Consider the following 23848-nt stretch of genomic DNA (forward strand, 5'->3'; position numbering starts at 1 on the left):
TGTGAATCCCTTGTAAACGGCTGGCGCCAAGGCAGGGGGTCACGGGTACCACAAACGATTTCTATAAGCAGCTATCCAGGGTAGGACATTATGAAAAAAGTAGGTTTGGTCGGTTGGCGTGGCATGGTGGGTTCGGTCTTGATGAGCCGGATGCAGGAAGAGAAGGATTTTGCCCGCATTCAACCCACCTTCTTCACCACCTCCCAGGCCGGTGAGGCCGCCCCCAATTTTGGTGTCGATGCCGGCACCTTGCAGGACGCCTTCGATCTCGAGGCGCTGGCCGCACAGGATGTCATCATCACCGCCCAGGGCGGCGACTACACCAAGGATGTTTATCCGCGTCTGAAAGCCGCCGGCTGGCAGGGCTACTGGATTGACGCCGCCTCCTCCCTGCGCATGGAGAAGGACGCTGTCATCATCCTGGATCCGGTCAACGGCGACGTCATCGAGGATGCCCTGAACAACGGCATCAAGACCTTCGTTGGCGGCAACTGCACCGTCAGCCTGATGCTGCTGGCCCTGGGTGGCCTGTTCAAGGCCGATCTGGTGGAGTGGGTGAGCGTGGCCACCTATCAGGCGGCCTCCGGTGGTGGTGCCCGCCACATGCGCGAGCTGGTCACCCAGATGGGCATGCTGCGGGATGAAGTGGCGGTGGAGCTTGCCGATCCTGCTTCCGCCATCCTCGACATCGAGCGCAAGATCACCGAGAAGACCCGCTCCGGCACCCTGCCGGTGGACAACTTCGGCGTGCCGCTGGCCGGTGGCCTCATCCCCTGGATCGACACCAAGCTCGACAATGGCCAGAGTCGTGAAGAGTGGAAGGGCCAGGCCGAGACCAACAAGATCCTGGGTATCGAAAACGCCGCCATTCCGGTGGATGGTCTGTGCGTGCGCATCGGCGCCCTGCGCTGCCACAGCCAGGCCTTCACCATCAAGCTGAAAAAAGATGTGCCGCTGGCGGAAATCGAAGCCCTGCTGGCTGCCCACAACGACTGGGTCAAGGTGATCCCCAACGATCGCGACATCACCGCCCGCGAGCTGACCCCGGCTGCCGTTACCGGCACCCTCAGCATCCCGGTGGGTCGTCTGCGCAAGCTCAACATGGGCCCGGAGTACCTGGCCGCCTTTACCGTGGGTGACCAACTGCTGTGGGGCGCCGCCGAGCCGCTGCGCCGCATGCTCAACATCCTGCTGGCCCGCTGAGGTAGCGGCAGCAGGGAACAGGGAAGGCCTTGCCTTTCTTGTTCCCCTTTTCGTGTCTGTCCATAAAAAAGCGGCATCCCTTGGGATGCCGCTTTTTAATTTATCCAGTTTGACTCTTAGATGTTCTGTGCTTCGTTTGGCACGATGACAGAGGCATGATTTCCTTTCGGCCCCTGCTGCAGTTCAAAGTTGACTGCCTGACCTGCTTTCAAGGTCTTGTAACCTTCCATTTGAATCGTGGAGTAGTGAGCGAAGATGTCTTCACCACCGCCTTCCGGACAGATAAACCCAAATCCTTTTGCGTTGTTGAACCACTTGACTGTTCCGGTTGCCATACATCTACATCCTTTTATTGATTACCCTGAAGTCGTTGAGTAACCTGCGCCAGCCTTATATAACTAGGGCATGACCCCGTAGCAGACGGGCGCCGATTAGCAAGTAACCAATCTAGTCCAACTTTTAAGCGAGTCAAGAAGTTGTTAACAACCGATGTGATCTGGTTAACAAGTCTATTGACAATCTTGAGCGACACGGTAGTAATCTAGAGGTACCAAAGCGCAACTATGAGCAAGCAGAAAGAACTCTTTGCTAATGAAGAGATTGCAGAGGCAGAGAAAACGAAGCTGCAACCGCCACCCATGTACAAGGTCGTCCTGAACAACGACGACTACACACCGATGGAGTTCGTGGTGGAGGTGCTGCAAAGGTTCTTTGGTATGGATCTGGAGAAGGCCACTCAGGTGATGCTGAGCGTGCATTATAGTGGTAAGGGAGTCTGCGGCACATTTACCGCCGAGATTGCCGAGACCAAAGTGGTCCAGGTCAACACCTATTCACGTAACAACGAACATCCACTGCTATGTACCATGGAAAAGGCTTGAATCTGATGACTTGATGGCGATAACGACACCGCATTGTTGCTGTACTGAGGGGAGGTGCCTATGTTGAACAAAGATCTAGAAAAGACGCTGAACGAGGCTTTCAAGCTGGCCCGTGACGAGCGCCACGAATTCATGACCGTCGAGCACCTGTTGTTGGCCCTGCTGGATAACAGCTCAGCCCATGAGGCGCTGAGTTCATGTGGTGCGGATGTGGAACAGATGCGCAAAGAGATCCGCGCCTTCATCAATCAAACGACCCCGCTCATCCCCCGTGACGACGAAGACAGGGAAACCCAGCCGACGCTGGGCTTCCAGCGCGTGCTGCAACGTGCCGTCTTCCATGTCCAGTCGTCCGGCAATACCGAGGTGAGCGGTGCCAATGTCCTGGTCGCCATCTTCAGCGAACAAGAGTCCCAGGCCGCCTACTTCCTGAAAAAAGCCGAAATAAGCCGCCTGGATGTGGTGAACTTCCTGTCCCACGGGGTGCGCAAGGACAACAAGCCCGAGAGTGGTGGCAACAATGCGGAATCTGATGACGAGGTATCCTCTGCCCAGATAGAAAGCTTTGCCACCAACCTCAACCAGCTGGTGCTGGAGGGGCGCATCGATCCGCTCATCGGCCGTGATCAGGAGCTCAATCGCACCATTCAGGTATTGTGCCGCCGCCGCAAGAACAACCCCTTGCTGGTCGGGGAAGCCGGCGTGGGCAAGACCGCCATCGCCGAAGGGCTTGCCTACCGTATCGTCAAGGGGGATGTGCCCGAGGTGATTGCGGGTAGCACCATCTACTCCCTGGACATGGGCTCCCTGCTGGCGGGCACCAAGTATCGTGGTGACTTCGAGAAGCGCCTCAAGGTGCTGCTCAAGCAGATTGAACGTCAGGAGGGGGCCATCCTCTTCATCGACGAGATCCACACCATCATTGGCGCTGGTGCGGCTTCCGGTGGCCAGCTGGATGCGGCCAACCTCATCAAGCCGCTGCTCTCCAATGGTTTGCTGCGCTGCGTGGGCTCCACCACCTACCAGGAATATGCCCAGATCTTCGAGAAGGACAGGGCCCTTGCTCGCCGCTTCCAGAAGATCGACATCGTCGAACCCACAGTAGACGACACCACTCGCATTCTGATGGGACTCAAGAGCCGTTATGAGTCTCACCATGGCGTGCGTTACACCGTCAAGGCGATCCGGGCGGCGGTGGAGCTCTCCGCCAAGTACATCAATGATCGCCATCTGCCTGACAAGGCCATCGACGTCATCGACGAAGCGGGTGCAGGGCAACGCCTCTTGCCCGTTAGCAAGCGCAAGAAGGTGATCAATGTGCCGGAAATCGAGGCCATTGTTGCCAAGATTGCCCGTATTCCCGAGAAATCTGTCTCCTCCTCCGACAAGGAGGTGCTGAAGAACCTGGAGCGTAATCTCAAGATGGTGGTGTTCGGGCAGGACAAGGCCATCGAGGTGCTGACCGATGCCATTCGGTTGTCACGTTCAGGGCTTGGCAACGAACGCCGACCTGTGGGCTGCTTCCTGTTTGCCGGCCCGACCGGGGTGGGCAAGACCGAAGTGACCCAGCAACTTGGCAAGGCGCTCGGGGTCGAGGTATTGCGATTTGACATGTCGGAATACATGGAACGCCATACCGTGTCCCGGTTGATCGGGGCTCCTCCCGGTTACGTGGGATTCGAGCAGGGAGGGCTGTTGACCGACTCCGTCCTCAAGCATCCGCACTCCGTCGTGCTGCTTGACGAGATCGAGAAGGCGCACCCGGATGTCTTCAACTTGCTGCTGCAGGTGATGGACAACGGTACCCTGACGGACAACAACGGGCGCAAGGCAGATTTTCGCAATGTGATCCTGGTGATGACCACCAACGCAGGGGTTCAGGAGACCCAGCGCAAGTCCATCGGCTTCCAGCAGCAGGACATGAGCCATGATGCCATGGCGGTGATCAACAAGACGTTCAGTCCGGAGTTCCGCAACCGGCTCGATCACACCATCTGGTTCAACCATCTCGACATGGGAGTGATCCATCAGGTAGTCGACAAGTTCATCGTCGAGCTGCAGGTTCAGCTGGATGCCAAGGGCGTTTCACTGGAGGTGTCTGAAGAGGCGCGCCACTGGTTGGCAGAGAAAGGGTATGACAGGGCAATGGGAGCAAGACCCATGGGCCGGGTCATTCAGGAGCACCTCAAGAAGCCCCTGGCCAACGAGATCCTGTTCGGTTCCCTGGTCGATGGCGGCATTGTGAAGGTCGAACTGGTGAACAACAGCCTCAGCTTTGATTTTCAGGTCAACGTTGAAGCTGTCTCTCACTGACTGTGAGCAAGGCCGGAAATGACAAAAAACCCCAACCGAGAGGCTGGGGTTTTTTGCTGAATTCCTGGCTTAGCGAGAGCGGAAAACAATACGTCCCTTGGAGAGATCGTACGGAGTCAGAGCCACCGTTACTTTGTCCCCAGTCAGGATACGGATGTAGTTTTTGCGCATCTTGCCGGAAATATGAGCGATAACCACGTGACCATTTTCCAGTTCCACACGGAACATGGTATTGGGCAAGGTTTCGAGAATGGTACCCTGCATCTCAATACTGTCTTCTTTAGCCATTGAATCCTCTTGATAAGCCACAACAAAAAACCGCTGGATCATGCCGGATTTAAGGCTATGTGTAAAGTTTACTCGGGCTTGGTGTCGATTTTTTTCCATTCGCCCTGTACCAGCAGCTCATGGGGCAGGTATTGGCGCTTGTAATTCATCTTGCGGCACTCCTCCACCAGATACCCCAGATAGAGCCACTGACGACCGGTACGTCTGGCCAGTTCCAACTGGCTCAGGATGGCGAAGGTGCCGAGCGACCGGTCGGCATAGTCGGGGTCGAAGAAGGTGTACATGGCGCTCAGAGAGTGGGGAAGCAGATCCGTGGTGGCCACGCCGATGAGGCGTCCCTCCTTGCGCATCTCCAGATAGAGGGGGGGCATCCAGTCACAGTGCAGGAATCCCTTGTATTGGGTCCGGCTCGGTGGATACATGCTGCCATCCCTATGGCGCTCACGGATATAGCGTTCATAGAGCTGGTAATACTCGGGCTTGTCGTCATAGCTCAGCACGAGCTCGAGATCCCGGTTCAACTGGCGGATGCGCTTCTGCCCACGGCTCGGGATGAAGCGTTCACTGTGTATGCGCAAGGATTGGCAGGCGCTGCAGGCGGGGCAGTGAGGACGATAGATGTCGTTGCCACTGCGCCGGAATCCTGCCGTCAGCAGCCGTTCGTACCCGGCGGCGTTGAGCAGTTCATGGTCCATCAGGACCAGCAACTGCTCCTGCTCGTGACCGAGGTAGCTGCACGGGTGCCTGGGGGTCAGCCCGACCTTGAGGATCACTTCTTCACTCATAGGCTGATTCTCCTCGGTTGCCAGCATCCCTCTTGCAACGGTTGCCGGGTCAGGGTGGCCAGGGTGGTCAGAAAGCGCTGCCTTGGCCACTCCTGAACGCCCAGCGTGGCCAGAAAGTCGTTTTGCATCTGGCAGTCGATGAGGGCACCGCCGTGCCCTGCAAAGTGGCGACAGAGGGCCACCATGGCCAGTTTGGCGCCATTGTCGATGCGGCTGAACATGGATTCACCACAAAAGAGTCGGCCCAGGGAGAGGCCATAGAGACCTGCCTGCAACTGATCATCCTGCCAGATCTCGATGGAGTGGGCATGACCGAGGCGATGAAGGCGCCGATAGGCGTCGATCATGGGGGCACTTATCCAGGTGCCGCTGGCGGTGCGACGGGGGGCGGCGCAGGCTGCAATGACGTCATCAAAGGCGCGATTGATGTAAATCTCGAAGGGGGTGCGGCGCAAACACTTCTGCAGGCTGCGGCCGATGTGGAGTTCCTCGGGCACGATGACTCCCCTGGGATCCGGTGACCACCACAGCAGTGGCTGATGGGGTTCATTCCATGGAAAGATCCCGCTGTGGTAAGCTGCCAGCAATCGAGTGGGGGAGAGATCTCCCCCAATCGCGAGCAGCCCGTTGGGCTCTTCCAGCGCATGGCTGGGGGAGGGAAACCAGCACAGCTCATCATCCAGTTCGGTAAGATAGCGAGACATAAGGCAGAGGTTCATAGATGAAGGCCATTATCCTGATAGTATCCAGCTTGCTTGGCTTTGTCACGGCACCGGCCTGGAGTGCGGTGTATGAACGCAACACGGCGCGTCCGGTGGAGCAGGTGGTCTTCGGCCAGGTGGATGCGGTGCGCAACATCACCCAGCGCCAGATGGTGGAATCAGAGCATTCCGGCTGGAAAACGCTGGGAGGGGCCGTGCTTGGCGGGCTGCTCGGCAACCAGTTTGGCGGTGGGCACGGGCGGGAGATTGCCACAGCGGTCGGGGCACTGGCGGGAGCGGCGGCGGTGCAGCAGTTTCAGTCAGGGGGCAGCGTGGTGGAGAACAAGCTGGTGGAGCTGCTGATCCGCAACGAGCAGAACGGGCTCATCAACGTGATCCAAGATTACGATCCGGCCATGGTCTTTGCGCAGGGCGACAAGGTGCGCATCCTCTATTTCAGCGATGGGGTGCGAGTCGATAAGACCTATTGAACGGTGAAGAAGGGATTGACCCGGCGGCCGCCACACAAGGGGCGCCGGGCGGTACTACACGGAGTGCCTCTGCTGATGCTTGCTCAGACGTCCTGACAGACTATCTTGTCTCGCCCGGTATTCTTTGCCTGATACAACTGGCGATCTGCCTCGCTCAGCGCCTCGTCCATGGAGAGCCGCCCGACATTGATGACGCCGAAACTGGCGCGTACAAAGAGCGATATCTCCCGCGACAGCGGTTGCTGACGCATTTGCAGACGAAGCCCTTCCAGTCGCTTGAGCAGCACGGGAACGGGGCAGTGTGGCACCATCAGGGCAAATTCTTCACCACCGAATCGGGCTATCATGGCATCCGGGAAGAACTGGGTGAGCAGCCTGGCCAGATGACAGAGCAGCTGATCGCCGATGGCGTGCCCCCAGTGATCATTGACCTGCTTGAAGTGATCCACGTCGAGCACGCACAGGGAGAGCTGCGCCTGATGGCGCTGATGCTCCTCGAACCACTTTTGACCCTCGTTGAACCAGTAGCGTCTGTTGTAAAGCCCGGTCAGGTAGTCTCGGTTGGCCGATTCCTGGATATTGTTGAACTGCTCAAGGGCCTCCAGGTTGTGGCTGACCCGGCACTGCAGCTCCTCGGGTTCAAAGGGCTGATTGAGAAAATCATTCGCCCCTTGCTTGAGGTAGCGTGCCGAGAGGCCGTGTTTGTCCGACACCGAGATGCCGATGATGGCGAGCTGCTGCTTGCTGTAGCGCTCGCGCAGCATTCGCACCAGGCTGATGCCGTCGATCTCCGGCATGTAGTAGTCCACCAGCATCAGGCGAATGGCGGGGTGCTGCTCGAGCTGCGCCAGCGCATCGCGGGCTGAATTGGCCTCGTGCACCTGCAACAACTGCTTGCGCAACTGGGCCGCGGTGCGGTGACGGGAGGTGCGTGAATCGTCGACCACCAAGACTTCGATGGCCTGGTTGAGGTAGAGGCGGTGCACCAGACCGACGGCATATTGCAGGGAGTGACGTGAATCCTTCATCACATAGTCCAGCACCCCGGCCTCCAGCCAGGCTTCCCGCTTCTCTTCGCTGATGTCGGCCGTCAGGATCACCACCGGCAGCCCACGCTCCCTCAGCACGTTGACAGCCTCTCCGCCGGGGGCGTCCGGCAGGGTGAGATCCACCAGGGCGACCACATAATCTTCCCCATGGCAATCGCGAGCCCCTTCAAGAGTATCGAAGGCGTCGATTTCCAGCCCGGTCTGCTGCGCAATGGCCTGGGTCAGCATGCGGCGTACCGTCAGGCTGTCTTCCACTATCATTATTTTTCGTTTCATCCTGCTCCTTGCAATAAAAAAGGGCATGCCAACTGGCATGCCCTTTATATCCTTCTGATTATTGTGCGTCCAGATATCGCTCTGCATCGAGGGCGGCCATGCAGCCGGTTCCTGCGGAGGTGATCGCCTGGCGGTAGACGTGGTCGGCCACGTCGCCAGCGGCGAATACGCCCGGAATGCTGGTCTGGGTTGCGAACCCTTCCAGTCCGCCACGCACCTTCAGATAGCCGTTTTCCATCGCCAGCTGCCCTTCGAAAATCTGGGTGTTGGGCTGGTGACCGATGGCGATGAAGACCCCCATCAGCGGCAGCTCGGAGGTGGTGTCATCCCGGGTGCTGCGCAGGCGCACACCGGTGACGCCCATGTCGTCACCCAGTACTTCGTCCAGGGTCTGATGGGTATGCAGGACGATATTGCCGCTCTCGACCTTGTCGTTGAGGCGCTTGATCAGGATCTTCTCGGCGCGGAACTCGTCGCGGCGATGAATGAGGTGCACCTTCTTGGCGATGTTGGCCAGATAGAGTGCCTCTTCCACGGCGGTGTTGCCGCCGCCGACCACGGCGACTTCCTGATTGCGGTAGAAGAAGCCGTCACAGGTGGCGCAGGCGGAGACGCCGCGGCCCTTGAAGGCCTCTTCGGAGGGCAGACCCAGGTATTTGGCGGAGGCGCCGGTGGCGAGGATCAGCGCATCGCAGGTGTATTCCCCGTTGTCGCCCTTGAGGCGGAAGGGACGCTCGGTCAGCGTCACTTCATTGATGTGATCAAAGAGGATGCGGGTATCGAACTTCTCTGCATGCTCTTTCATGCGCTCCATCAGGGCCGGGCCGGTCAGCCCTTCCGCGTCCCCTGGCCAGTTTTCCACTTCGGTGGTGGTGGTCAGCTGACCACCTTGCTGCATGCCGGTGATGAGCAGGGGATTGAGGTTGGCGCGAGCGGCATAGACGGCCGCAGTGTAACCTGCCGGACCGGATCCCAGGATCAGCAGTTTGCTGTGAGTGACTTGGCTCATGATGTGATTTCCGAGACGTGATGAGTTTGCGCGATTGTAGGTAATTCGTGATCCGTGGTCAAAGGCCAGCGCATCGATTGGGGCAATCGCCAACAAGAGGGGTGAGCCGGGGATGGCAGGCATAAAAAAACCGCCCATCGCGGGCGGATTTTCACTCATCTACCTCCCTTTGCAGGGACGCGATCAGTTCAGCAGGGTCAGGGGATCCGTGTAAGCCAGGTTGTGGGCCACGGCAACCTCCTTGCAGGTGATTTTGCCCGCCATCACGTTCAGGCCGTGCAACAGGTGGGGATCGGCGAGCAGAGCGTTGCGATAGCCCTGTTCGGCCAGCTTGATGATGAAGGGGAGGGTGGCGTTGTTCAGGGCCACGGTGGAGGTCCGTGCCACGGCCCCCGGCATGTTGGCCACGCAGTAGTGCACCACCTCGTCGACGATGAAGGTGGGATCTTCATGGGTGGTGGCATGGGAGGTCTCGACACAGCCGCCCTGGTCGATGGCCACGTCCACGATGGCCGCACCGGGTTTCATGCGAGCAATGTGGTCACGGCTGACAAGTTTTGGCGCAGTGGCGCCAGGCACCAGCACGCCGCCGATGACCAGGTCCGCCGCCAGCAGATGGCGCTCCAGGGTCTCGCGGTTGGAGTAGACCACCTTGGCAGCCCCCTGGAACTCGCTGTCGAGACGGCGCAGGGTATCGACGTTGTTGTCGAGGATGGTGACGTCGGCACGCAGGCCGACGGCCATGCGGGCTGCGTTGGAGCCCACCACACCACCACCGATGATCACCACCTTGGCCGGTTCTACACCGGGCACACCACCGAGCAGCACGCCGCTGCCGCCACGGGATTTCTCCAGTGCCTGGGCACCGGCCTGAATAGACATGCGTCCGGCCACTTCCGACATGGGGGCCAGCAGGGGCAGACCGCCACGACCGTCTGTGACGGTTTCATAGGCGATGCAGACGGCACCACTGTCGATGAGATCCTGGGTCTGGGCCAGGTCCGGCGCCAGATGCAGATAGGTAAAGAGGGTCTGGCCGGGACGCAGCATGGCCCGTTCCACTGCCTGGGGTTCCTTGACCTTGACGATCATCTCCGCCTTGGCGAAAACTTCGGCAGCGGAGGCCAGGATCTCGGCTCCGGCAGCCAGATAATCTGCGTCACTGAACCCAATGCCATTTCCTGCGCCGCTTTGGACGAAAACAGTATGGTTTCGTGCTGTCAGTTCACGTACACTGGCCGGAACCATGCCTACGCGATATTCATGGTTTTTTATTTCCTTAGGTACACCGATAATCATGCTATCCCTCGTCTATCGATTGGTGGTTTATGTTGCCTAGATGTTAAGCGACATTTGCGCCTAGTATATTCAGGTATTGACAGGATTTGTGACCATTATTATAAAATGACTGGTGATTCTTACCAAAAAATAGCCAAAGGATGGAATTAAATGATGGAAGCTAAGAGTCGGCTAAAGGATTTGGACAGGATTGACCGCAACATTCTGAATGAACTGCAAAAGGATGGCAGGATTTCGAACGTTGAGTTGTCCAAACGAGTTGGCCTGAGTCCCACACCGTGTCTGGAACGGGTTCGTCGCCTGGAGCGACAAGGGTATATCGAAGGATATGCCGCCATTCTGAACCCTCATTATCTGGACGCGTCTCTGCTGGTGTTCGTGGAAATTACCCTCAATCGTGGCGCCCCCGATGTGTTCGAGCAGTTCAACAAGGCTGTTCAGGTGCTCGAAGAGATCCAGGAGTGCCATCTGGTGTCCGGTGATTTCGACTATCTGCTCAAGACCCGCGTCAGCGACATGTCCGCTTACCGCCGCCTGCTGGGTGAAACCCTGCTGCGTCTGCCGGGCGTCAACGACACCCGCACCTACGTGGTGATGGAAGAGGTCAAACAGAGCAGTCGTCTGGTGATCAGCACCCGATAAGCGGGGTTGTGCTGTGACTTGCAAGTTCCATGACGAGTCACGATAGTCAGAAACGAGCGGCCGGTCCGCTCGTTTCTTCTTATAGAGAGTTTCAGGCCCGCCCTCAGGCACTGGCTGACAATCGGTGGGCTTTTCAGGGATACTAGGCCCCCTATCCCCGCATTCATGTTTTCACAAAGGAGCCGGAGTTTGGCCGATAAAAAGCTGTTTACTCCTTTATCAGGTACACAACGGATCTTCGAGGCCGTCTTGATCGCCATCACCCTGATGGCTGCCTATCTTTTGCTTGCCCTGCTGACCTACCATCCCGCCGATCCCGGCTGGTCGCAAACCTCCTGGCAAGGGGAGGTGAAAAACCTCGCGGGCAGCGCCGGTGCCTGGCTCGCCGACATCACCATGTTTACCTTTGGGGCCTTCTCCTATCTGGTGCCCCCTCTGGTAGTGCTGCTTGGCTGGAGCCTGTTCTGGCGCCCGAGCAAGCTGCTGGAAGTGGATTACCTCACCCTGTCGGTACGGATCATCGGCTTCGTGCTGACGGTGCTCGGCATGTCCGCCATCGCCAGTATGAACTTCAACGACTTGCAGAACTTTTCCGCCGGCGGCCTGGTGGGGGATGTGATCGCCTCAGCCGTGGTGCCGCTCTTTGGCGGCGTGGGGGCCAACCTGATGCTGCTCTGCTTCGTGGCGACCGGCATCACCCTCTTTACCGGCTGGTCCTGGCTCACCATTGTCGAGCGCATCGGTGCCGCCTGCACCGGCTCAGTCAGCGCCATCTACCATTTCCCCACCACCCTGGGCCGCTGGCTCACCGGTGGCTGGCGTCAGCCCCGCTATGAGGGGCCGGATCCCCTGCTGGAAGGGGGCGTGGGCAGTTTCGATCAGGAAGAGGATGACGAAGACCCCCACGGCAGCTGGACACGCAACCCCAAGGCGAAGAATCGCGCTCAAAAGACAAAAGCTGACGAATGGCTGCCGGAGCTTGACGAAGACACCTTCCAGTTTGATCCGCAGTTTGACGACGAAGAGGACGAGGCTCCGGCGCCTGCCGCCAAGGGCAAGCGTGTGGCCAATGGCCGTCCGCGTCCCGCCGTGCGCCAGGAAGAAGATGACCTCGACTTGCCCTGGGCGGAGGGGGATGACGAACCCGATGCTCCCGTTGCCGCTGCGCCGGTAAAAGCCAAGCGCCGTCCCCAGCCCGGTCTGGCCCCTTTGCCGAGCATCGATCTGCTGGACAGACCGCCCGCCAAGACCCAGATGATGAGCAAGGACGAGCTGGAGCGCATGGGCCGGCTGGTGGAGGCGAAGCTCGCCGATTACAACGTGCAGGCCAAGGTGGTGGGCGTCTATCCCGGTCCCGTCATTACCCGCTTCGAGCTGGACCTGGCGCCGGGCATGAAGGCGAGCAAGATCACCAATCTTTCCCGGGATCTCGCCCGTTCTCTCTCTGCCAGCAGCGTGCGGGTGGTGGAAGTGATCCCGGGCAAGACGTTCGTCGGGATCGAGCTGCCCAACCGGGTACGCCAGACCGTCTACCTGCGGGAAACCCTCGACTGCGAGGCGTTCGCGGCCAGCCGCAATCCGCTCACCATGGGGCTGGGTCAGGACATCGCGGGGGAACCCGTGGTAGTGAACCTCGCCAAGATGCCCCACCTGCTGGTGGCCGGTACCACGGGCTCGGGCAAGTCGGTGGGGGTGAACACCATGATCATCTCCATGCTCTACAAATCCTCCCCCGAGGATCTGCGCTTCATCATGATCGACCCCAAGATGCTGGAGCTCTCGGTCTACGAAGGGATTCCGCATCTGCTGACCGAGGTGGTCACCGACATGAAGGATGCCGCCAACGCCCTGCGCTGGTGCGTAGGCGAGATGGAGCGTCGCTACAAGCTGATGTCCGCGGTCGGGGTGCGCAACCTCAAGGGGTACAACGACAAGGTGCTGGCCGCCATCGAGGCGGGGGATCCCCTGGTCGACCCCCTGTGGCGTCCGGGCGACTCCATGGATCAGATGCCGCCGGAGCTGGAAAAACTGCCCCACATCGTGGTGGTGGTGGACGAGTTCGCCGACATGATGATGATCGTCGGCAAGAAGGTGGAGGAGCTTATCGCCCGTATCGCCCAGAAGGCGCGGGCGGCTGGTATTCACCTTATCCTCGCGACCCAGCGTCCGTCGGTGGATGTCATTACCGGTCTCATCAAGGCCAACATCCCGACCCGTATTTCCTTCCAGGTGTCGAGCAAGATCGATTCCCGCACCATCCTGGACCAGGGGGGCGCCGAATCCCTGCTCGGCATGGGTGACATGCTCTACATGCCTGCCGGCACCTCCAACCCCACCCGTGTCCACGGTGCCTTCGTCGATGACCACGAGGTACACAAGGTGGTGGCGGACTGGAAACTGCGTGGTGAGCCGGATTACATCGACGAGATCCTCTCCGGTGAGTCGGACGGCGAGGGCGGCGGTGGCGACTTCGGCGGGGGCGGCGATGAAGAGCTCGATCCCCTGTTCGACGAGGCGGTGGCCTTCGTGGTGGAATCCCGCCGTGGCTCCACCTCCAGCGTCCAGCGCAAGTTCAAGATCGGTTACAACCGGGCGGCCCGTCTCATCGAGCAGATGGAAAACCAGGGCATCGTCAGCGCCCCGGGTGGCAACGGCCAGCGCGACGTGCTGGCACCGCCGCCGGTCCGTGACTAAGCCTAACTCCTGTATCATTCTGGCCATGCCCTCTGCGGGCGTGGCCTTTTATCGAGAACCTCCCTATGAAGAGCCTGATGAAAAAACAACTGTTGATGGGTTCCATTCTGCTGGTCGCCAGCAGCCAGGTGTGGGCCGATGCGGCCAGCGATCTCAAGGAGAAGCTCTCCTCCGTCAATGTCTTCTCCGCGACGTTTGCCCAGACAGTCTATGACAGCAAGGGCAAGGAGCTGCAAAAGGCGAGCGGCTCACTGCTGGTGCAGCGACCCAACCGCTTCAACTGGCACACCACTGCCCCGGACGAGAGCCTGATCGTGGCGGACGGCAAGGATGTCTGGGTCTATGACCCCTTCGTCGAGCAGGTCACCGCCCTCAAGATGAAGGATGCGGTGCTCAACACCCCCTTCGTGCTCATCGCCGGCAACGATGTCGGGCTCTGGAAGAACTATGACGTGACCCAGCAAGGGGACGTCTACACAGTCACCAGTCGCAACAAGGACGAGCTGATCGCCTCCTTTCGCATCACCTTCGACCGTCAGAACAACATCAGCCGGTTCGACGTGAAAGAGGCACAGGGGCAGTGGAGCGAATTCACCCTCAGCAGCTTCAACCGCAAGCCGCTGCTCAAGGGCAACGAATTTGTCTTCAAGATCCCGAAGGGGGTCGAGCTGGACGACCAGCGCTGATGAGCCAGCCGTTACCGGCGTTATCGTCTGACCGGGCGTCATGGACGACCGGTCAGCTGCAAGGTCAATGCAGATGAGCAATTTATCCCTGGATTTCTCCTCGGACTTTCGTCCGCTGGCGGCCCGGATGCGGCCGCAAACCCTCGAGCAGTACATCGGCCAGCAGCATATTCTGGGGCCGGACAAGCCCCTGCGAAAAGCGATCCTGGCGGGGCACTGCCACTCCATGATCCTCTGGGGGCCCCCCGGCACCGGCAAGACCACGCTGGCAGAACTGGTTGCCCACTACTGCCAGGCGGAGGTGGAGCGGCTCTCGGCGGTCACCTCCGGCATCAAGGAGATCCGCGCGGCCCTCGACAAGGCGAAGGAGAACGGCTGGCGCGGGGTGCGTACGATCCTGTTCGTGGATGAAGTCCACCGCTTCAACAAGAGCCAGCAGGATGTCTTCCTGCCCCACATCGAAGACGGCACCATCACCTTCATCGGCGCCACCACCGAGAACCCCTCGTTCGAGCTCAACAACGCGCTGCTCTCCCGGGCCCGGGTCTATCTGCTCAAGAGGCTGGAGGAGCAGGACATCCTCGCCATGATCGATCAGGCGATGCAGGACCCGCGCGGTCTCAATGACCCTAGCCTGCGCTTTGCCCCCGGGGCCAAGGAGGCGCTGGCGAAAGCCGTGGACGGGGACGGGCGCAAGTCTCTGAACTATCTGGAGCTCCTGGCCGACATGGCCGAGGCCGACAGCTCAGGGGCGCGGGTGATCGACAGTACCCTGCTCGCCGCCGTGGTGGGGGAGCACGTGGCCCGTTTCGACAAGGGCGGCGATCACTTCTACGACCTCATCTCGGCGGTGCACAAGTCCATTCGCGGCTCGGCGCCGGATGCGGCCCTCTACTGGTATGCCCGCATGGTGAGCGCTGGCTGCGATCCCCTCTACATCGCCCGCCGCTTGCTGGCGATTGCCTCGGAAGACGTGGGCAACGCCGATCCCCGTGCCATGCAGGTGGCGCTCTCGGCCTGGGACTGCTTCCATCGCATCGGTCCGGCGGAAGGGGAGCGGGCCATCGCCCAGGCCATCGTCTACCTCGCCTGCGCCCCCAAGAGCAATGCGGTCTACACCGCCTGGAAGGCGGCGCTTCACGACGCCAAGAACCTGCCGGACTTCGAGGTGCCGCCGCACCTTCGCAATGCACCGACCAAGCTGATGAGCGAGCTGGGCTACGGCGCCGAGTATCGCTACGCCCACGACGAGCCGGGGGCCTATGCCGCCGGCGAGCAGTACTTCCCCCCGGAGCTTGCCGGCAAGCAGTACTATCAGCCCACCGAGCGGGGGCTTGAGAAGCAGATAGCCCAGAAGCTCGACTATCTGCACGAGCTGGACAAGCAGAGTCCGCGCAAGCGATAGGAAAGTCCTTCAGGCCCCTTGCCGGGAAAGCGCACGGCAAGGGCATCAGGGGAGGGGGTTTCCGGCAAAAACGGGCGCAATAGTCCCTGTTCGGGCGGGGGGGCGGTCTGCTACACTGCCCGTCTGACCCCGGTTGTCTTGGCCTTGCACCATCTTCTTGATTTCGAAGGCCCGATTCCGAAGGCAAAGGGGTGCGCCAACCGATGTTAACTTCCGGATCTGTTTCCCAACCCGGTCACGATGACCCGGGCCCAGATCCCATTAAAAAAAGTAGGTAAACCATGCTGGATCCCAAATATCTGCGCAGCGACATCACCGAAGCTGCCGCTCGTCTGGCGACACGTGGCTACGTTCTGGACGTAGCGGCGGTCAATGTTCTGGAAGAGAAACGCAAGGATCTGCAGTCCCGCACCCAGGAGCTGCAGGCCGAGCGCAACGCCCGCTCCAAGTCCATCGGTGAGGCTGCCCGTCGTGGTGAAGATGTTGCCCCCCTCAAGGCCGAGGTGACCAAGATCAACGACGAGCTCGAGACCAGCAAGGTCGAGCTGGAGGCCCTGCTGGCCCAGCTCAAGGGGATCGCCGACGCCATCCCCAACCTGCCGAGCGAGACCACCCCGGTGGGCCGTGACGAGAACGACAACGTGGAGGTCCGCCGCTGGGGTACCCCGCGTGAGTTCGATTTCCCGGTACGCGATCACATCGATCTGGGTGAGGCGGCCAAGGGGGTCGACTTCAAGAACGGCGTCAAGCTCTCCGGCGCCCGTTTCGTGGTGATGAAGGGCCAGATTGCCCGTCTGCACCGCGCCCTGGCCCAGTTCATGCTGGACCTGCACACCCTGCAGCACGGCTACACCGAGTGCTACGTGCCCTATCTGGTCAACCCGGACAGCCTGTACGGCACCGGTCAGCTGCCCAAGTTCTCCCAGGATCTCTTCAATACCGGCATCGAAGGGGAAGGGGAAGACGAAGGCAAGGTGCGCAAGTTCTCCCTCATCCCGACCTCCGAAGTGCCGCTCACCAACATGGCCCGTGACGAGATCTTCGACGAGCAGGAGCTGCCCATCAAGATGACCGCCCACAGCCCCTGCTTCCGCTCCGAAGCGGGCTCCTACGGTCGTGATACCCGTGGCCTCATCCGTATGCACCAGTTCGACAAGGTCGAGATGGTGCAACTGGTGCACCCGGAAAAATCCTGGGATGCCCTGGAAGAGATGGTGGGTCACGCCGAAAAGGTGCTGCAACTGCTGGAGCTGCCGTATCGCGTGATGGCGCTTTCCACCGGTGACATGGGCTTCTGCGCCGCCAAGACCTACGATCTGGAAGTGTGGCTGCCGGCCCAGAACACCTATCGCGAGATCTCCTCCGTCTCCAACTGCACCGACTTCCAGGCGCGCCGCATGCAGGCTCGCGTGCGCATCGACGGCAAGCCGCAGCTCATTCACACCCTGAATGGTTCCGGTCTGGCGGTGGGTCGTACCCTGGTGGCCGTGCTCGAGAACTACCAGCAGGCAGATGGCCGCATCGCCATCCCGGCTGCGCTGCAATCCTACATGGGCGGCCTGACCCACATCGGGTAAGCGCTCGTTGCAGACGACAACGCCATGGCATGCCATGGCGTTGTGCATTCTGGGCCCGGGAAACCCGCCGCAAGGGGAAGGGATGGCTCCCTTCGGGCCTGTAACACAATTTTATCAAGCATTGCGCAATCGTTTTTGTTAGACTGCGCCGCAATTTCGCAGGACATCTTTTTCTATGGTCTGGATTGATTACGCCATCATCGGCATCGTCGGTTTCTCCGCCCTCATCAGCCTGGTGCGCGGCTTTCTCAAGGAGGCCATGTCTCTGGTCACCTGGTTCGTCGCCTTTTTCATTGCCAGCCATTTCTATCCCGATCTCGCCGTCTATTTCACCTCTTTTTCCGATGCCATGGTGCGCAACGGTCTGGCCATCGCCGCCCTGTTCGTGGCGACCCTGATCCTGGGGAGCGTGGTGAACTACGTGGTGGGCCTGCTGGTGGAAAAGACCGGGCTTTCCGGCACAGACAGGGTGCTCGGGGTCTGTTTTGGCGCCATTCGCGGGGTGCTGATCGTCAGCGCCCTGCTGTTTTTCATGGATACCTTCACCAGCCTCTCCCAGAGCGACTGGTGGGTGGCGTCCAGGCTGGTGCCGGAGTTCAAGCCGGTGATCCAGTGGTTTTTCGGGTTCATGATGAACTCGTCCAGTTTTCTTCAACAGGTACAGTGACTTCGAGGTAGCAAAGACATGTGCGGTATTGTCGGTATAGTTGGCACCACCCCCGTCAATCAGGCCCTCTACGACGCCTTGACGGTGTTGCAGCACAGGGGACAGGATGCCGCCGGGATCGTGACCATTGACAGTGGAAACTTCCGGCAACGCAAGGCCAACGGTCTGGTGAAGGATGTGTTTGAAGTGCGCCACATGCAGCGCCTGAAAGGGAATATCGGCATCGGACACGTCCGTTATCCCACCGCAGGCAGCTCCAGTGCGGCAGAGGCGCAGCCGTTTTACGTGAACTCCCCCTACGGCATGGTGCTGGCCCACAACGGCAACCTCACCAACGCCAAGGAGCTCAAGGAGCAGCAGTTCAAGGTGGCCCGCCGCCACATCAACACCACCTCGGACTCCGAAGTGCTGTTGAACGTGCTGGCCCACGAGCTGGACTTGTGCGACAAGATGGCGCTGCGCCCGGAAGATATCTTCTCGGCGGTGCGCAAGGTGCACCAGCAGATCCGCGGCGCCTATGCCGTGGTCTCTCTGGTGATCGGCCACGGCCTCATCGGGTTCCGTGACCCGAACGGCATTCGCCCGCTGATCCTGGGTCGCCGGGTCGACGAGCAGGGGCAGGTGGAGTACATGCTCGCCTCCGAGAGCGTGGCCCTCGACGCCATCGGCTTCGAGACGGTGCGTGACGTCGCCCCGGGCGAGGCCATCTACATCACCGAGCAGGGCCAGCTCTTCTCCGAGCAGTGTGCGGAGAACCCGCAGATGAACCCCTGCATCTTCGAATACGTCTACTTCGCCCGTCCCGACTCCTTCATCGACAAGGTCTCCGTCTATGCCGCCCGCCTCAACATGGGTCGCAAGCTGGGCCAGAAGATCGCACGGGAGTGGGACGATCTCGACGTGGACGTGGTCATCCCCATCCCCGAGACCTCCTGCGACGTGGCGCTGGAAATCGCCCACACCCTGGGCCTTCCGTACCGTCAGGGCTTCGTGAAGAACCGCTACATCGGCCGTACCTTCATCATGCCGGGCCAGACCCAGCGCAAGAAGTCGGTGCGCCGCAAGCTCAACGCCATCAGCTCCGAATTCAAGGGCAAGAAGGTGTTGCTGGTGGACGACTCCATCGTGCGGGGCACCACCTCCGAGCAGATCATCCAGATGGCCCGTGAAGCGGGGGCCGCCAAGGTCTACTTCGCCTCGGCCGCGCCGGAAATTCGCTTCCCCAACGTCTACGGCATCGATATGCCCACCGCCAACGAGCTCATTGCCCATGGCCGTGAAGTGGAAGAGGTGTGCAAGCTTATCGGTGCTGACGGCCTCATCTTCCAGGATCTGGAAGATCTGGAAGAGGCGGTGCGGGAGATCAACCCCGAGCTGCGCCACTTCGAGACCTCGGTCTTCAACGGTCACTATGTGACCTCCGACGTGGATCAGGGTTATCTGGACCACCTCAATGCCCTGCGCAGCGACGACAACAAGGCGGTGCGCGAGTGGCAGGAAGGGACCAGCAACCTCGAGATCTTCAACGAAGGCAGTTAAACGTTTTCAGATTGCCAGCGTGATGAACAACAGGGGGGCCTCGGCCCCCCTGTTGCATGGATGCGCCTTGCGGCGAAACTGAGGGGGGCTCAGGCCAGATCCTCCCCGTTGCTCGCGATCATCTTCTTGTACCACCAGAACGACTTCTTGCGCCGGCGGGCCAGGGTGCCATGGCCGGCGTCGTCCCTGTCCACGTGGACGAAGCCATAGCGCTTGCTCATCTCGCCGGTGGAGGCGGAGACGAGATCGATGCAGCCCCAGCTGGTGTACCCCATCAGGGGCACGCCGTCCTCGATGGCGTCCCCCATGGCCTCGATGTGGGCGCGCAGGTAGGCGATGCGGTAGTCGTCCTCTATCTCCCCTTGCTCGTTCACTTCGTCCACCGCACCCAGGCCGTTTTCCACCAGGAAGAGGGGCTTCTGGTAGCGATCGTGCAAGGTGTTGAGGGTGATGCGAAGGCCCAGGGGGTCGATGCCCCAGCCCCACTCGCTCACCTCGATGTGGGGATTGCGCAGGGACTTGACCACGTTGGCCTCGCTGGTGTTGCCCGCATTCATGTCGGCGGCGGCGCAGCGGGAGGCGTAGTAGCTGAAGGAGACGAAATCCACGGTGTGCCTGAGGATCTCGTCATCTTCCGGCCCCTTCACCAGGGTGACCCCCTTGTCACGAAACACCCTCTGCGCATAGGCCGGATAGGCGCCCCTGGCCTGCACGTCGATGAAGAGGAGGTTCTCCCGATCTTTCTGGAGGGCGGTCCAGACGTCGGCGGGCTTGCAGGAGTAGGGGTAGAAGTTGCCCCCCGCCAGCATGCAGCCCACCTGGTTGGCCGGGTTCACCTCGTGGGCGATCCGGGTCGCCAGGGCGCTGGCCACCAGCTCGTGGTGGGCGGCCTGATACTTCACCTGATCCTGGTGCTCCCCTTCCTCGAACACCAGCCCCGCCCCGGAGAAGGGGCTGTGCAGCAGGATGTTGATCTCGTTGAAGGTGAGCCAGTACTTCACCAGGCCGTCGAACTGCTCGAAGCAGGTGCGGGCGTAGCGGGTGAAAAACTCCACCATCTGGCGGTTGCGCCAGGAGCCGTACTCGGTCACCAGGTGCATGGGCACATCGAAGTGGCACAGGGTCACCAAGGGCTCGATGTTGTACTTTCTGCACTCCTCGAACACCGCGCGGTAGAAGGCGATGCCCTCGGCATTGGGCTCGCGCTCGTCCCCCCTGGGGTAGAGACGGGCCCAGGCGATGGAGGTGCGAAACACGGTGAAGCCCATCTCGGCCATCAGGGCGATGTCCTCCCGATAGCGGTGATAGAAATCGATGGCTCCGTGGCTTGGGTAGAACTCGTCATCTTGCAGGGTGATGCGCTTCTCCTGGCCGAGTTTGACCGCCATGCGGCGCGGGCCATGGGGGATCATGTCTACCGTGGTCAGCCCCTTGCCCCCCTCGAGATAGCCGCCCTCCGCCTGATTGGCGGCCAGGGCACCGCCCCAGAGAAAGCCCTCGGGAAATCTTGTTAACGACATCTGTTACCTCTTGTCATGTCTGAATGGGGTGTCACAGCCCGGCCTGCGCCTGGCTGGTGGCGACGGGTTGCACGGGCTCGGCGCGGGGGGCGGGGCTCTCGACCGGGATGTCCTCGAACCCCATCACCAGGGTCAGCACGAAGGAGAGCACCACCGAGAGGGCCATCACGCCGAACACCCAGGCGATGGTCATGGGGTTGGCCGGATCGAAGAACTGCACGCTTGTAAAGAGCCCGGGGGCGGCCATGGAGTGGCTGGCGAGCCCCGCCATGCCGGCGACGGCACCGCAGACAAAGCCGCTGATGAGGCTCGCGATGAGCGGACGCTTGAGGCGCAGGGCCACACCGTAGAGTGCGGGTTCGGAGATCCCCGCCATGATGGCGGAGGCAGCCGCCGCGAGCGCCGTCTGGCGCAGTTCCGGGTTACGGGTGCGCCAGGCCACCGCCAGGGACGAGCCGCCAAGAGAGAGATTGGCGCCGATTTCGGAGGGCATCACCATGCCTTCCTTGCCGGTCTCGGCGATGGTCTGGATGATGGTCGGGGTGAAGACGCGGTGCATGCCGGTCATCACCAGCAGGGGCCAGAGCGCCCCCATGATGGCCACCGACAGCCAGCCCAGGTAGTCGTGGACCGTGTAGACCAGGCCGGAGATGGCGGTGCCAATCCAGATGCCGACGGGGCCGATGAAGAGGATGGCCAGCGGCGCCGCGATCAGCACGATCAGCATGGGTTTGAGGAAGTTCTTGGTGACCGCCGGAGTGATGCGGTCGACCCAGCCCTCGATGTAGGAGAGGCACCAGGTCATCACCAGGGCCGGAATGACGGTGTAGGTGTATTTGACCGCGGTCACCGGGACCAGGGCGAAGGTCACCTGCTCTCCTTCGGCGGCTCTGGCCATCAGCTCGATGAAGCTGGGGTGCACCAGCACGCCTGCGATGGCGATGGCCAGGGACATGTTGGTCTTGAACTTGACGGCGGCGGAGGCGGCCACCATCAGGGGCAGGAAGAAGAAGGCCCCATCCCCGGCCACCGTGAGGATGGTGAGGGTCGAGGAGCCTTTCTCCAGCACGCCGGTCATCTCCAGCACCATGGCCAGCAGCTTGAGCATGGAGCCGCCGATGATGGCCGGGATGAGGGGGGACATGGTGCCGATCAGGGCGTCGAGGATGGCGGCGCCTATGCGGCGCAGGCTCCAGCCAGCGGAAACTTCCGGAAGCGGGGTCTGCCCGCCACCCTGGGGCAGCAGGGCCAGCACCTCGCGATAGGCGTGGGAGACGGTGTTGCCGATGATCACCTGACACTGGTTGTCCGCCTGCACCACCCCGAGCACGCCGGTGATCGCCTTGAGGGCAGGGCCATTGACCCGGGCGGGATCGCCGAGCACAAAGCGCAGCCGCGTCATGCAGTGGGTCACGGCGACGACGTTGTCGGCGCCGCCGAGTGCGGTGATGACGGTACCGGCCAGAGCCGCATAGTTTTTTGACATCGAGGTAGATCCTTTTAACCAAGTGGGCCTGCTCGCCCCCGCCGCCGCGAAGGGCGGGAACGCGCATGAAACTGAATGTGGAACCGGTTCCACATAGAGTGCGCGGCCTGAGCGCGGGAGACAAGCACCTTGTGCAGCGAGCGTCCGGATCCGTGAATGGGATCACTGAACCCGGGCCTGCACGCCATTCGTGCGACGACAAGCCGGGGGCGGTGCAGTACACTGCGCCCCGTTACGAGCAAGGGAGAACACAATGACGACGATGCTGGAGGTGGCAAGGCGGGCAGGGGTGTCGAAGGCGACGGTCTCCCGGGTGTTGTCGGGCAATGGTTACACCAGCCAGGAGACCCGGGACCGGGTGCAGCAGGCCATCGAGGAGTGCGGCTATCGCCCCAACCTGGTGGCGAGGCAGCTGGCGACCAGGCATACCCGGACCCTGGGACTGGTGGTTACCAACACCCTCTACCACGGCGTCTACTTCGGCGAGCTGCTCTCCCAGGTGGCGCGGATGACCGAGGATCGCGGGCGCCAGCTCATACTGGCGGACGGCAAGCACAGCGCCGACGAGGAGCGCCAGGCCATCCAGTATCTGCTCGATTCCCGTTGCGATGGCGTCATCATCTATCCGCGCTTTCTTGGGGTGGAGGAGATGGACGAGATCATCGAGCAGCATGAGCAGCCCATCATGGTGCTCAACCGGCGTCTGAGCCGCCATCCGGCCCACTGCATCTATGCGGATCAGCAGGCGGCGGCGGAGGCGGTGGTGGACAAGCTGGTGGACATGGGGCACAGGGAGATCGCCTTCATTGCAGGCTCTGCGGATTCCCCCACCGGCGCCGAGCGCCTGGCCGGCTACCGGCAGGCGCTGATCCGGCACGGCATCCCCGTGCAGGAGACCTTGATCGCCCCCGGCAAATGGACCCCCGCCTGTGGCGCGGCCGCCGTCTCGACCCTGCTGGCGCGAGGCGCTCGCTTCAGCGCCCTGGTGGCCAGCAACGATGACATGGCGATCGGGGCGATCAAACGGCTGCACGAAGCCGGTGTGATGGTGCCTGACGAGGTTTCGGTGGTGGGGTTTGACGACATCCCCCTGGCCCCTTACGTCATTCCCGCGCTGTCGAGCGTCAAGATGCCGGTGAACGGGATGATCCAGGAGACCATCAACCGCCTGATCACCATGGTGGAGGAGGGGAGCCGGGACGCACTGCCCGCCTTCAGCGGCACCCTGATCCGCCGCGACTCCCTCAGGCGTCTGACGGGCTGAGCCATGATGGCGGTGGGCAGGCCGGGCGGGATCCGTTAGCATAGGCCCCCCGGCGCCAGGCGCCGCGTGTCGT

Annotated in this window: 21 protein-coding genes; 12 read left to right on the forward strand and 9 right to left on the reverse strand. The window is 61.1% G+C overall.

Annotated elements, in window-relative coordinates; translation table 11 throughout:
* Positions 1-90 precede the first annotated feature (90 nt).
* Positions 91-1203 carry an aspartate-semialdehyde dehydrogenase gene (gene asd, locus I6L32_RS16165; protein WP_042016283.1) on the forward strand — a complete coding sequence of 371 codons (1113 nt, stop codon included), beginning with the start codon at positions 91-93 and terminating at the stop codon, positions 1201-1203.
* A gap of 116 nt (positions 1204-1319) precedes the next feature.
* On the opposite strand, the gene cspD is transcribed toward asd, so the two are convergent.
* Positions 1320-1538, reverse strand: coding sequence for a cold shock-like protein CspD (gene cspD, locus I6L32_RS16170; protein ID WP_010674510.1), 219 nt, complete (start codon positions 1536-1538; stop codon positions 1320-1322).
* Positions 1539-1766: 228 nt separating this feature from the next.
* Between cspD and clpS the strand changes: the two genes are divergently transcribed.
* Entirely contained in the window at positions 1767-2084 is a 318-nt protein-coding gene (gene clpS / locus I6L32_RS16175) for an ATP-dependent Clp protease adapter ClpS (protein WP_005325410.1), read from the forward strand.
* 60 nt (positions 2085-2144) lie between these two features.
* Positions 2145-4397, forward strand: a complete 2253-nt coding sequence (gene clpA, locus I6L32_RS16180) for an ATP-dependent Clp protease ATP-binding subunit ClpA (protein WP_010674511.1) — start codon at positions 2145-2147, stop codon at positions 4395-4397.
* 69 nt (positions 4398-4466) lie between these two features.
* Here clpA and infA read toward each other — a convergent pair whose 3' ends face one another.
* From infA to aat, 3 genes are all read right to left on the reverse strand, one after another.
* Positions 4467-4685: a translation initiation factor IF-1 gene (gene infA / locus I6L32_RS16185; protein WP_005300033.1), complete on the reverse strand. Its 219-nt coding sequence runs from the start codon at positions 4683-4685 to the stop codon at positions 4467-4469.
* Between the two features lie 68 nt (positions 4686-4753).
* Positions 4754-5470: an arginyltransferase gene (locus I6L32_RS16190; protein WP_045524744.1), complete on the reverse strand. Its 717-nt coding sequence runs from the start codon at positions 5468-5470 to the stop codon at positions 4754-4756.
* On the reverse strand, positions 5467-6174 hold the full coding sequence (gene aat / locus I6L32_RS16195) for a leucyl/phenylalanyl-tRNA--protein transferase (RefSeq protein WP_029314435.1): 708 nt from the start codon (positions 6172-6174) through the stop codon (positions 5467-5469). The genes I6L32_RS16190 and aat overlap by 4 nt, the downstream gene beginning before the upstream one ends.
* A 17-nt stretch (positions 6175-6191) precedes the next feature.
* Between aat and I6L32_RS16200 the strand changes: the two genes are divergently transcribed.
* The gene (locus I6L32_RS16200; protein WP_041211363.1) at positions 6192-6662 is read left to right on the forward strand and encodes a glycine zipper 2TM domain-containing protein; all 471 of its coding nucleotides are present in this window, start codon (positions 6192-6194) and stop codon (positions 6660-6662) included.
* An 83-nt stretch (positions 6663-6745) separates the two neighbouring features.
* Here the strand turns inward: I6L32_RS16200 and I6L32_RS16205 are convergent, their stop codons facing one another.
* From I6L32_RS16205 to ald, 3 genes are all read right to left on the reverse strand, one after another.
* Positions 6746-7987 carry a diguanylate cyclase gene (locus tag I6L32_RS16205; RefSeq protein WP_029314438.1) on the reverse strand — a complete coding sequence of 414 codons (1242 nt, stop codon included), beginning with the start codon at positions 7985-7987 and terminating at the stop codon, positions 6746-6748.
* A 58-nt stretch (positions 7988-8045) separates the two neighbouring features.
* Positions 8046-8996 (reverse strand): thioredoxin-disulfide reductase, encoded by a 951-nt coding sequence (trxB, locus tag I6L32_RS16210; RefSeq protein ID WP_010674516.1) that lies wholly within the window; start codon positions 8994-8996, stop codon positions 8046-8048.
* 183 nt (positions 8997-9179) lie between these two features.
* Complete coding sequence (ald, locus tag I6L32_RS16215) at positions 9180-10295, reverse strand: alanine dehydrogenase (protein ID WP_010674517.1); 1116 nt, start codon at positions 10293-10295, stop codon at positions 9180-9182.
* Between the two features lie 150 nt (positions 10296-10445).
* Here ald and lrp point away from each other — a divergent pair, with 150 nt between their 5' ends.
* The 7 genes from lrp (at position 10446) to purF (ending at position 19505) form a co-directional block, all read left to right on the forward strand.
* Positions 10446-10937, forward strand: a complete 492-nt coding sequence (gene lrp / locus I6L32_RS16220) for a leucine-responsive transcriptional regulator Lrp (RefSeq protein WP_005300047.1) — start codon at positions 10446-10448, stop codon at positions 10935-10937.
* 189 nt (positions 10938-11126) lie between these two features.
* A complete protein-coding gene (locus I6L32_RS16225) occupies positions 11127-13631 on the forward strand; it encodes a DNA translocase FtsK (protein WP_041211364.1) in 2505 nt (834 codons plus the stop codon).
* A gap of 77 nt (positions 13632-13708) precedes the next feature.
* Positions 13709-14317: an outer membrane lipoprotein chaperone LolA gene (gene lolA / locus I6L32_RS16230; protein WP_216944168.1), complete on the forward strand. Its 609-nt coding sequence runs from the start codon at positions 13709-13711 to the stop codon at positions 14315-14317.
* Positions 14318-14384: 67 nt separating this feature from the next.
* Complete coding sequence (locus I6L32_RS16235) at positions 14385-15722, forward strand: replication-associated recombination protein A (RefSeq protein WP_041211365.1); 1338 nt, start codon at positions 14385-14387, stop codon at positions 15720-15722.
* Positions 15723-16003: 281 nt separating this feature from the next.
* Positions 16004-17299, forward strand: coding sequence for a serine--tRNA ligase (gene serS / locus I6L32_RS16240; RefSeq protein WP_039039009.1), 1296 nt, complete (start codon positions 16004-16006; stop codon positions 17297-17299).
* A gap of 175 nt (positions 17300-17474) precedes the next feature.
* Complete coding sequence (locus tag I6L32_RS16245; protein WP_010674522.1) at positions 17475-17966, forward strand: CvpA family protein; 492 nt, start codon at positions 17475-17477, stop codon at positions 17964-17966.
* An 18-nt stretch (positions 17967-17984) separates the two neighbouring features.
* Positions 17985-19505, forward strand: a complete 1521-nt coding sequence (purF, locus tag I6L32_RS16250) for an amidophosphoribosyltransferase (RefSeq protein WP_010674523.1) — start codon at positions 17985-17987, stop codon at positions 19503-19505.
* Between the two features lie 89 nt (positions 19506-19594).
* Here the strand turns inward: purF and I6L32_RS16255 are convergent, their stop codons facing one another.
* Entirely contained in the window at positions 19595-21025 is a 1431-nt protein-coding gene (locus tag I6L32_RS16255) for a 6-phospho-beta-glucosidase (protein WP_216944169.1), read from the reverse strand.
* 31 nt (positions 21026-21056) lie between these two features.
* On the reverse strand, positions 21057-22511 hold the full coding sequence (ascF, locus tag I6L32_RS16260; RefSeq protein WP_216944170.1) for a PTS cellobiose/arbutin/salicin transporter subunit IIBC: 1455 nt from the start codon (positions 22509-22511) through the stop codon (positions 21057-21059).
* A 253-nt stretch (positions 22512-22764) separates the two neighbouring features.
* Between ascF and I6L32_RS16265 the strand changes: the two genes are divergently transcribed.
* Positions 22765-23775 carry a LacI family DNA-binding transcriptional regulator gene (locus tag I6L32_RS16265; protein ID WP_216944171.1) on the forward strand — a complete coding sequence of 337 codons (1011 nt, stop codon included), beginning with the start codon at positions 22765-22767 and terminating at the stop codon, positions 23773-23775.
* Positions 23776-23848: the final 73 nt, after the last annotated feature.

The organism is Aeromonas sp. FDAARGOS 1402 (genome assembly GCF_019046925.1).
Lineage (GTDB): Bacteria > Pseudomonadota > Gammaproteobacteria > Enterobacterales > Aeromonadaceae > Aeromonas > Aeromonas caviae.

Excerpts from the sequence above, each read along its gene's own strand:
- lrp (WP_005300047.1), top strand. The coding sequence starts at position 10,446 with ATGATGGAAGCTAAGAGTCGGCTAAAGGATTTGGACAGGATTGACCGC.
- I6L32_RS16255 (WP_216944169.1), bottom strand. The coding sequence starts at position 21,025 with ATGTCGTTAACAAGATTTCCCGAGGGCTTTCTCTGGGGCGGTGCCCTG.
- asd (WP_042016283.1), top strand. The coding sequence starts at position 91 with ATGAAAAAAGTAGGTTTGGTCGGTTGGCGTGGCATGGTGGGTTCGGTC.
- I6L32_RS16190 (WP_045524744.1), bottom strand. The coding sequence starts at position 5,470 with ATGAGTGAAGAAGTGATCCTCAAGGTCGGGCTGACCCCCAGGCACCCG.
- trxB (WP_010674516.1), bottom strand. The coding sequence starts at position 8,996 with ATGAGCCAAGTCACTCACAGCAAACTGCTGATCCTGGGATCCGGTCCG.
- I6L32_RS16200 (WP_041211363.1), top strand. The coding sequence starts at position 6,192 with ATGAAGGCCATTATCCTGATAGTATCCAGCTTGCTTGGCTTTGTCACG.
- I6L32_RS16245 (WP_010674522.1), top strand. The coding sequence starts at position 17,475 with ATGGTCTGGATTGATTACGCCATCATCGGCATCGTCGGTTTCTCCGCC.
- ascF (WP_216944170.1), bottom strand. The coding sequence starts at position 22,511 with ATGTCAAAAAACTATGCGGCTCTGGCCGGTACCGTCATCACCGCACTC.
- clpA (WP_010674511.1), top strand. The coding sequence starts at position 2,145 with ATGTTGAACAAAGATCTAGAAAAGACGCTGAACGAGGCTTTCAAGCTG.
- ald (WP_010674517.1), bottom strand. The coding sequence starts at position 10,295 with ATGATTATCGGTGTACCTAAGGAAATAAAAAACCATGAATATCGCGTA.
- serS (WP_039039009.1), top strand. The coding sequence starts at position 16,004 with ATGCTGGATCCCAAATATCTGCGCAGCGACATCACCGAAGCTGCCGCT.
- cspD (WP_010674510.1), bottom strand. The coding sequence starts at position 1,538 with ATGGCAACCGGAACAGTCAAGTGGTTCAACAACGCAAAAGGATTTGGG.
- I6L32_RS16265 (WP_216944171.1), top strand. The coding sequence starts at position 22,765 with ATGACGACGATGCTGGAGGTGGCAAGGCGGGCAGGGGTGTCGAAGGCG.
- infA (WP_005300033.1), bottom strand. The coding sequence starts at position 4,685 with ATGGCTAAAGAAGACAGTATTGAGATGCAGGGTACCATTCTCGAAACC.
- I6L32_RS16205 (WP_029314438.1), bottom strand. The coding sequence starts at position 7,987 with ATGAAACGAAAAATAATGATAGTGGAAGACAGCCTGACGGTACGCCGC.
- clpS (WP_005325410.1), top strand. The coding sequence starts at position 1,767 with ATGAGCAAGCAGAAAGAACTCTTTGCTAATGAAGAGATTGCAGAGGCA.
- aat (WP_029314435.1), bottom strand. The coding sequence starts at position 6,174 with ATGTCTCGCTATCTTACCGAACTGGATGATGAGCTGTGCTGGTTTCCC.
- purF (WP_010674523.1), top strand. The coding sequence starts at position 17,985 with ATGTGCGGTATTGTCGGTATAGTTGGCACCACCCCCGTCAATCAGGCC.
- lolA (WP_216944168.1), top strand. The coding sequence starts at position 13,709 with ATGAAAAAACAACTGTTGATGGGTTCCATTCTGCTGGTCGCCAGCAGC.
- I6L32_RS16235 (WP_041211365.1), top strand. The coding sequence starts at position 14,385 with ATGCAGATGAGCAATTTATCCCTGGATTTCTCCTCGGACTTTCGTCCG.